Raw genomic sequence first — 6,770 nt, forward strand, 5'->3', positions numbered from 1 at the left:
GCGGGGGCGAGCGGGCCGCCGCGATGTATAGCTTGATCGGGACGTGCAAGCTCAACGGAATCAACCCGCGTGCCTACCTGGAATACGTCCTGACCCACATCGCTGATCACAAGATCTCTCGCATCGACGAATTGCTGCCTTGGAATGTGGCTGACAGACTGAAACCCCCTCACCCCGCCCACACCCTCAACCGGGTAGATCTGGATAGATTTGGATGGATCGTGGACACGATCTCCCTTGATCTACACGGACTCCGACACGCCATCACCGCCCGACGATGCGCGCGAACGAGGAAACGGTCGGGCCGAGTCGCTTACACAACAACCCGTCGAGTTGAGGAGAAACCGCCGGTATCCGGGCAGCGCAGAAAAAGTCACCTGAAGCGAATTCAAGAGGCCCCTGTTGGCGGGGCCTTGAGCTACGAAATCACCGGGTTTCTGTTAGTACTTCGTAGAAATCCCACTACCAGTGAAACTGTGCTGGACCGGAGCGTCATTTGCATAGTCGGAAACGGCCTGGATGATGTTCACGATCTGTTGCGGCAACCTGCCGCCGCTGACGGCGGTCATTGCAGTACGATCCATCTCGACGGCTACGGGGAGGTCTTTGATTACCAAAGCGTTCATTTCGATACTCCAAGGGCAAATTAGTCAGTCAGGAAAGTCAGAGCTTGTTTTTGAGGATGTCGCCACTCCTCGATGAGGATCAATGCAAAGTGCGTGCCAAACAGTGGCGCCGCGGTAAGCGATCACACAACTAATTGAAAATATTGAACTTCAATGACTACCAGTACGAATAGGTAGACAGATGTACACGGTGCGGCCGGTGGCTCAGATCCAACTCTCCGTCTGGCGCTGTTGGTTAGATCGCGACACATGCGGTCCGCCTTCGTATCCCGTGTTTGCACGATGTTCTGGAGGCTTGGAATCCGATCGAAGCCTGACGACAATCAGTCCGTCGCGGACAGTCTCGCTTTCCCGCTGGACTGCTATGGCCACCATGCTGCTGCGGCCCAGATGGCAAAAATGCGCTCAGGCTCCTTCGTACCGGCGCTTTTGAAATCACTTTGCTTGACGAGAACCTGCCCGACATAAAAGGCAGTGCTGTCGCATGGTCGGTGAGGGCAAGCCGATTCGCTCCGCGGCTTTCCTCGTTTCAATGACGGGAGACACCGCCAGCCAGGGAGACATTGCCCGGCTCTTCGATGCCTATTTGCAGGAGCCGTTCTCCTGCGAGCCACTCACGCAGGTCATCGAAGACGCTCGCTGCAGCAGCGATGCGAATACTCGCCAAGCCGCCTAGACCAACTGTTGTCGACGGAAGCGCACACAACTCATGTCGGACGTTCAACGGCAAGCCTCGTCCGGGTCACGAAGCAAAGCGAGCGGCAGCTTTCGGCATGATGCTGTTGAAAAAGTCACTGTCCGTCTCCGTCGGGAGTTTTTGAAAGGTCTTCTTACCCTTGACCGGTGCTCGCGAGCGGTTCGTAGGCCAATCTAAGAGGTCGGCTTTCTTGCGAGCGAATTGAAAAACCCTCAGAGCGACTTTTTCAACAGTATTCAAGGTACAACGGTCGTCCTCACCGATGCGCTGGCCGACCTGCGCCTGCGCCGCAGGCATTCGCTGCACGGCGAAAGCGAATCGTCTGCAATTTGTAAATCTGACTGCCTTTTGTCCGAAATTCATCAGGCACCCTCCGAATAACGTGAAGTACAGCATTTGCTTGCTATTCGACTTCAAGCGTGGCCGACTCACGAAGTCACAATTTCGCGGATTTTCGTGCACTCCTTCTGCATGTATCTGCCGACACGTAGCGAAAATGACTGCTTGGTGAAGCGTTCCATTATCCAATACTCCGGCGCACGCTCAGGCATTCGTCGCCTCACCCTCGGGAACAGCCGCCCGCGCCGACATTCTCTCGTTCTCTCATCGCTTGCTCCGCAAACGGCGACAGGTAGGTATCACTGCGGCCCATTTTTTAATTTCATTTTGTTTGAATTAGGCGCCTCACCCCACGAGGTTATATGCCCCTGCGCGCTGTGAAGTTACGCGCCTGATTCGGTGACGAGGCGATGACCATGAAGATCAAGCATTTAAACCTTTTGTCAGCAACCGCCGTTGCACTTCTCTCGCTCAGTGGCGCCGCGCAGGCCGACGGCCACGGCGGCTGCGGCGGGCTTCGCTCGAACGCAACGCTAAAAGGACCGTTTGGGTTTATCGGTCACGGAGAGATTCTCGGATTGATAGGTGCCGATGGTAAGGTTCATCCGTACGCCTCTACGTCGATCCTTGATGACGTCGCCCTGGAGCGTGTTAGGAACTTTGAAGTACTGGCACCGCGTGAACGAGCATGAGCATTGCGAAGACCACGAAATGAAGACCGGCAAGCGTCTCAGGTAGCCGCTCATAATCACGTGCCAGACGGCGGAAACGGTTGAGCCAGCCAAAGCTGCGCTCGACTACCCACCGTCGCGGCAGCAGCACAAAGCCCTTTTTTGTTTCCGCCAGTTTGATCACCTGCAGTTCAATGCCTTCATCGAGCGCGGCCTGCGCGGGCTCTTTGCCCATATATCCCTGATCCGCAAATGCCACCTTGACCGTGTTCACCGTTACCTGCTGGACCTGACGCGCAAGCTCCGCTACCTGCGCGCGATCCTGTTCATTGGCCGGTGTCACATGTACCGCCAGCAACTGTCCCAGGGTGACCGCATCGCGCCGGTCCGTCCTGACGCGCTCGCCCGGCTTTTTAGGAATCAGGGAGGGCGCGCATACCATGCAGTCAAATCCTCTCTGGATGAGTTCCCGGTAAACGGTCGCATGCTTGCATCGGTGGCATTGCCTGCCGCTTTCCTTGTGCTTTCGCTGAATGCGGTGCTGCTTGTTCAGGCGTTCTAGCAAGGTTGGGTGAGCCATTTATCCACATCGCTCCGCGGAAACTGACATCGCAGGATGCAGAGCAGGCCGGTGGATTCGTGCGTGCGCGGGCCGGTCGCACGCCCGGCAGTCGAATCAGGAACGCCCGTTGCGCGCCCCTTTGTCGCCCTGGTGTTGATCAGGGCGCGTCTGCCGCACGTGTTTGCGGTGTGGAGAGGCAACACATGGCAAACCCCAATGAACATCTCGTAGACTGGCTGCGCGACGCCTACGCGATGGAAAAGCAGGCCGAGAGCATGCTCAAGGCGCAGTCCTCCCGGCTTGAGAACTATCCGGAACTGCGTCAACGCATTGATCAGCATCTGCAGGAGACGCTCGGACAGCAGACCCTGCTTGAAGGATGTCTGGATCGCCTCGGGAGCAGCCCCTCCGCCATGAAGGATCTGACCGGGCGTATCGCCGCTTTCGGGCAGGCCGTCGGCGGCATGACGATGACCGACGAGGTCGTCAAGGGCGCAATGAGCGGCTATGTCTTCGAGCAGACCGAAGTGGCTTCGTACACGGCGTTGATCGCTGCTGCGCGGGCGGCCGGCGACGATGAAACGCTGCGCTGCTGCGAGCAGATCCTGCCCCAGGAGGTCGAGATGGGACGGTGGCTGCTGGCTCACCTGCCCGACATTGTCACTGCTTACATGTCGCGCTCCGCCGGGGGACGCGACGATGCAAAGCGGTAGCGACGGCTCTCCGGGACCCGTCACCGTCTGGATGACGCTGGTGTCGCGAACCTCCGCCGACGCGCTGGAGGCGGAAAGCATGGTCCGCCTGACCGGCGACGTGTCCGTCCTTGAGGCGCGCGCAGGCCCTCGCGGTTTGCAGCTGGCTGCGGGCTGTCGCCTGGACGCGTGCGAGCGGTCTGCGCTTCGCCCGTCTCGGCGTCGCGTTGCCAAGCACCTGTCTCACCTTCGATGCGAGCTGCCGACGGCCGTACGGCTTGCTCAGCAACTCCACTCCCGGATCCAGCCGGCCGCCATGCACAATGGCATCCTGCGTGTAGCCTGACGTAAATAGCACTTTCAGTCCCGGTAGCATCGCGACCGCCCTTCTGGCCATTTCCGGGCTGCGCAGCGGTCCGGGCATCACCACGTACGTGAACAGCAGGTCGATGTGAACGCCGCTCCCCACGACGGCCAGCGGCTGCTCGGCGTCGTTGGCCTTGAGCACCGCATAGCCGAGCCCACTGAGCAGTTAGACGACGGCCGACTGCACCTTCAGGTCGTCCTCCACGACGAGAATCGTCTCGTTGCCGTGCTTCGGACCACCCGGCTTAACGGCCCGGGTGTCGACCGCCTCGCCGGTCGAACGCGGCAGGTCGATCCTGTCGGTCGTTCCCTCGTCGGTCTCGCTGTAAAAGCGGATGTGGCCTCCGCTCTGCTTGACGAAGCCGTAGGCCATGCTCAGGCCAAGCCCCCTGCCTCGACCCTCCGGCTTGGTGCTGAAGAACGGATCAAACGCGCGCTCCATCACTTCGTGGCTCATGCCGGTGCCGGTGTCCGAGACTGCAGCATCACGTACCGGCCCGCGGCGACGTCAGGAACGGACGACACGTACTCGTCGTCGAGCGTCGCATCTGCCAGCTCAAGCGTAAGCTTGCCGCCATCCTGCATCGCATCTCCGGCATTGACCGCCAGATTCAGGACCACGCTTTCCAGCTGATGTGGATCGACCATGGTACTCCACAGACCCCCGCCGACCACCGACTCGATTTCAATCGTCTCGCCCAGCGCCCGTCGCAGGAGGTCGTCAAGCGCCCGCAGCTGGCGCGCAGGATTGATCACGGCCGGCGCGAGAGGTTGCTGGCGACCGAAGGCAAGTAGCTGGCATGCGAGCTTGGCGCCGCGATCGACGGTGTCAATGGCGTTCGCGAGCCGCTCGGCACTCCAGTGGTCGAGGCCATGCCTCGTTTCAAGCAGTTCCAGATTGCCCCGCAGGATCTGCAGGACATTGTTGAAGTCGTGTGCCACGCCGCCCGTCAGTTTGCCCAGCGCTTCCATCTTCTGCGCCTGGACCAGCTCGCTTTGCGTTTGCTCAAGCAGTTCGGCTGCGCGCCGTCGCTCGGTGATGTCGCGTGTGACTTTCGCGAATCCAACCACCTGAGCATCTTCGTAGATGGGCGTCGATCACGACGTGCGCGAAAAACCGGCTACCGTCACGCCGCACGCGCCGCCCTTCGGCCCCGCCGCACGGCAGGGCTCTATGCGCGGCATTCCGCGCATAGCTGGTTGATATCAAAGCCGCGCCGCGCGCAGCACCGCATGGATCTGCGCTGCGGTTTCCGGCGTTCGTTCAGACCCCGCCGCCAGACCTCTGGATTTGTCGATCTGCGCCTGTCTCGTTTGCGGCGCGGATAGTCCTTGGCGACCGCTTCAAGGATCTGCTGCGCGAACGCTAGTCAATCGGGCTTGCCAAAGACCACTCGAATTTTCCGCTCGTCCGCGCGTCATCCCGTCGTTTCCTTTTCCGCTCCCGCGTCTCTGGGCCTTTCACCACTTGCCGCAGCGTCGGACGCAGCGGCCCAAATTAGGCAAACCAAACACCACCCGTAGCGTTGAGATAAACACCTTTTTTGCGGCGTGTCTTACCATAATCACATTGTCGGCTCCATCACTGAACGAAAAGCACGGCGTTACGCCGGAAGTAATCGCGGTACGAGTGCACTATTCGTTTCCGACGCCCTTCGATACTTCCGCTGGGCTTCCATATTCCCCGTCAGCCAAGCCTTCCAGTTGCTTCAATGCCTCGTCATCGGCACCATTCGATTTCGCCGCTTCGAGCAGGGTCTGCTTATCAGCTGGGTAGGTAACGCCTTTGAGTGCCTTCTGTACGTCGATGAACTTGTTGAACGGGGTGTCGTTCTGGGTGGATGAGGCCATTTTATTTCCTTTGAGTTTGGAGAAGGAGGAGCGCGAGGCAACGCGCATAACGCAATTTCAGACGCAGCATGCGCCATGCCGAAACCTTGTTGCTTGCAACTGCAGGCTGATGGCCGATCACCCTGCTAGTCAAGCTTCTCAAACCCGGCCGTGCGGGACTGCCGCACTCGACCCGAGGCAGATATAGGACACCACCCGCAATCTGAGCGCGCCAAAACGCTCCGTAGATTTCCCGATCGCTAAAGCCCGCGGCCGCCCGGAATGAGACCGTTCCGGAACAGGACCATGCCACCGCTTACGTTCGTTGCGCCCTGCATTTTCTCGCGCAGGCGCGGTCTTGTCCGCTGGTCGGCACTGTCTGCCCCAGCAATGAACGTCGTGCTATGCCTTTGCAGCATTGACGCGCGTTGCATGCACTAGTCACCGCGCACATGTCCCTACGTCGCGTGAACGAGGACGCCTAGGGAGTCGACGATGGAAACAGCCGCCTCTTGATTGCCGCATCGATCGGCGTGGCTTTCATCGCGTCATTTTTCGCGTGCCAGCGTTTGTATCAGCAACCGGCAAGCCGCCTAATTCGTCAGTGCGGCAGCCCGGTCGTAGGCATCTCGTCATATTCAGGGTCGCCGGAGACAAGACAAATCGGCGTCTATAAGAATGAATGACGACGTCAACGAAATCGGCGTTGTCGGAAGCGCCAGCCAAGTTCAAGTAGGTTGCTTCATCGAAGTGCCAGTTTGGCGACCACAATGACCGTTTGACCATTGCAGTCGACAGATCTCGTGGCGGTTTTTTGTCGGGCCAGCTCGCCCGCGTTCCCCGTGGAAATAGTATAGAGGCGCCGCTCCGCCTTCCGCTCCCGTTGCCTGTCGTCAGAGGGCAACAACGTCCAGGCGGGCACACCCGTTGCGCCAGACGAGATATGAGGCCACACCGCTGCAAAACATTCTCACGGCGACTTGAATG

4 protein-coding genes and 4 pseudogenes are annotated in these 6,770 nt (G+C 59.5%); 3 read left to right on the top strand and 5 right to left on the bottom strand.

Features of this window, described 5'->3' with window-relative positions; all coding sequences use genetic code 11:
• Positions 1-152, top strand: a pseudogene (locus QOC89_RS04460) (transposase domain-containing protein); the annotation flags it as partial.
• 1,216 nt (positions 153-1,368) lie between these two features.
• Here the strand turns inward: QOC89_RS04460 and QOC89_RS04465 are convergent.
• Positions 1,369-1,686 (bottom strand): hypothetical protein, encoded by a 318-nt coding sequence (locus QOC89_RS04465; protein WP_323043920.1) that lies wholly within the window; start codon positions 1,684-1,686, stop codon positions 1,369-1,371.
• Positions 1,687-2,078: 392 nt separating this feature from the next.
• Here QOC89_RS04465 and QOC89_RS04470 point away from each other — a divergent pair, with 392 nt between their 5' ends.
• Positions 2,079-2,354: a hypothetical protein gene (locus QOC89_RS04470; RefSeq protein WP_323043921.1), complete on the top strand. Its 276-nt coding sequence runs from the start codon at positions 2,079-2,081 to the stop codon at positions 2,352-2,354.
• On the opposite strand, the pseudogene QOC89_RS04475 reads toward QOC89_RS04470, so the two are convergent.
• Positions 2,314-2,703: pseudogene (locus QOC89_RS04475) on the bottom strand (transposase); the annotation flags it as partial. The gene QOC89_RS04470 and the pseudogene QOC89_RS04475 sit on opposite strands and share 41 nt — an antisense overlap.
• Before the next feature lie 395 nt (positions 2,704-3,098).
• On the opposite strand from QOC89_RS04475, the gene QOC89_RS04480 reads away from it, so the two are divergent.
• Positions 3,099-3,608, top strand: a complete 510-nt coding sequence (locus QOC89_RS04480; protein ID WP_323043922.1) for a ferritin-like domain-containing protein — start codon at positions 3,099-3,101, stop codon at positions 3,606-3,608.
• 205 nt (positions 3,609-3,813) lie between these two features.
• Here QOC89_RS04480 and QOC89_RS04485 read toward each other — a convergent pair.
• From QOC89_RS04485 to QOC89_RS04490, 3 genes and pseudogenes are all read right to left on the bottom strand, one after another.
• Positions 3,814-5,106, bottom strand: a pseudogene (locus QOC89_RS04485) (ATP-binding protein); the annotation flags it as partial.
• 22 nt (positions 5,107-5,128) lie between these two features.
• Positions 5,129-5,314 (bottom strand): annotated as a pseudogene (locus tag QOC89_RS31810) (sensor histidine kinase); the annotation flags it as partial.
• A 274-nt stretch (positions 5,315-5,588) separates the two neighbouring features.
• Entirely contained in the window at positions 5,589-5,804 is a 216-nt protein-coding gene (locus QOC89_RS04490) for a DUF2795 domain-containing protein (protein ID WP_323043923.1), read from the bottom strand.
• Positions 5,805-6,770: the final 966 nt, after the last annotated feature.

The sequence above is a fragment of the Paraburkholderia sp. genome, from assembly GCF_034668105.1.
GTDB lineage: Bacteria > Pseudomonadota > Gammaproteobacteria > Burkholderiales > Burkholderiaceae > Paraburkholderia.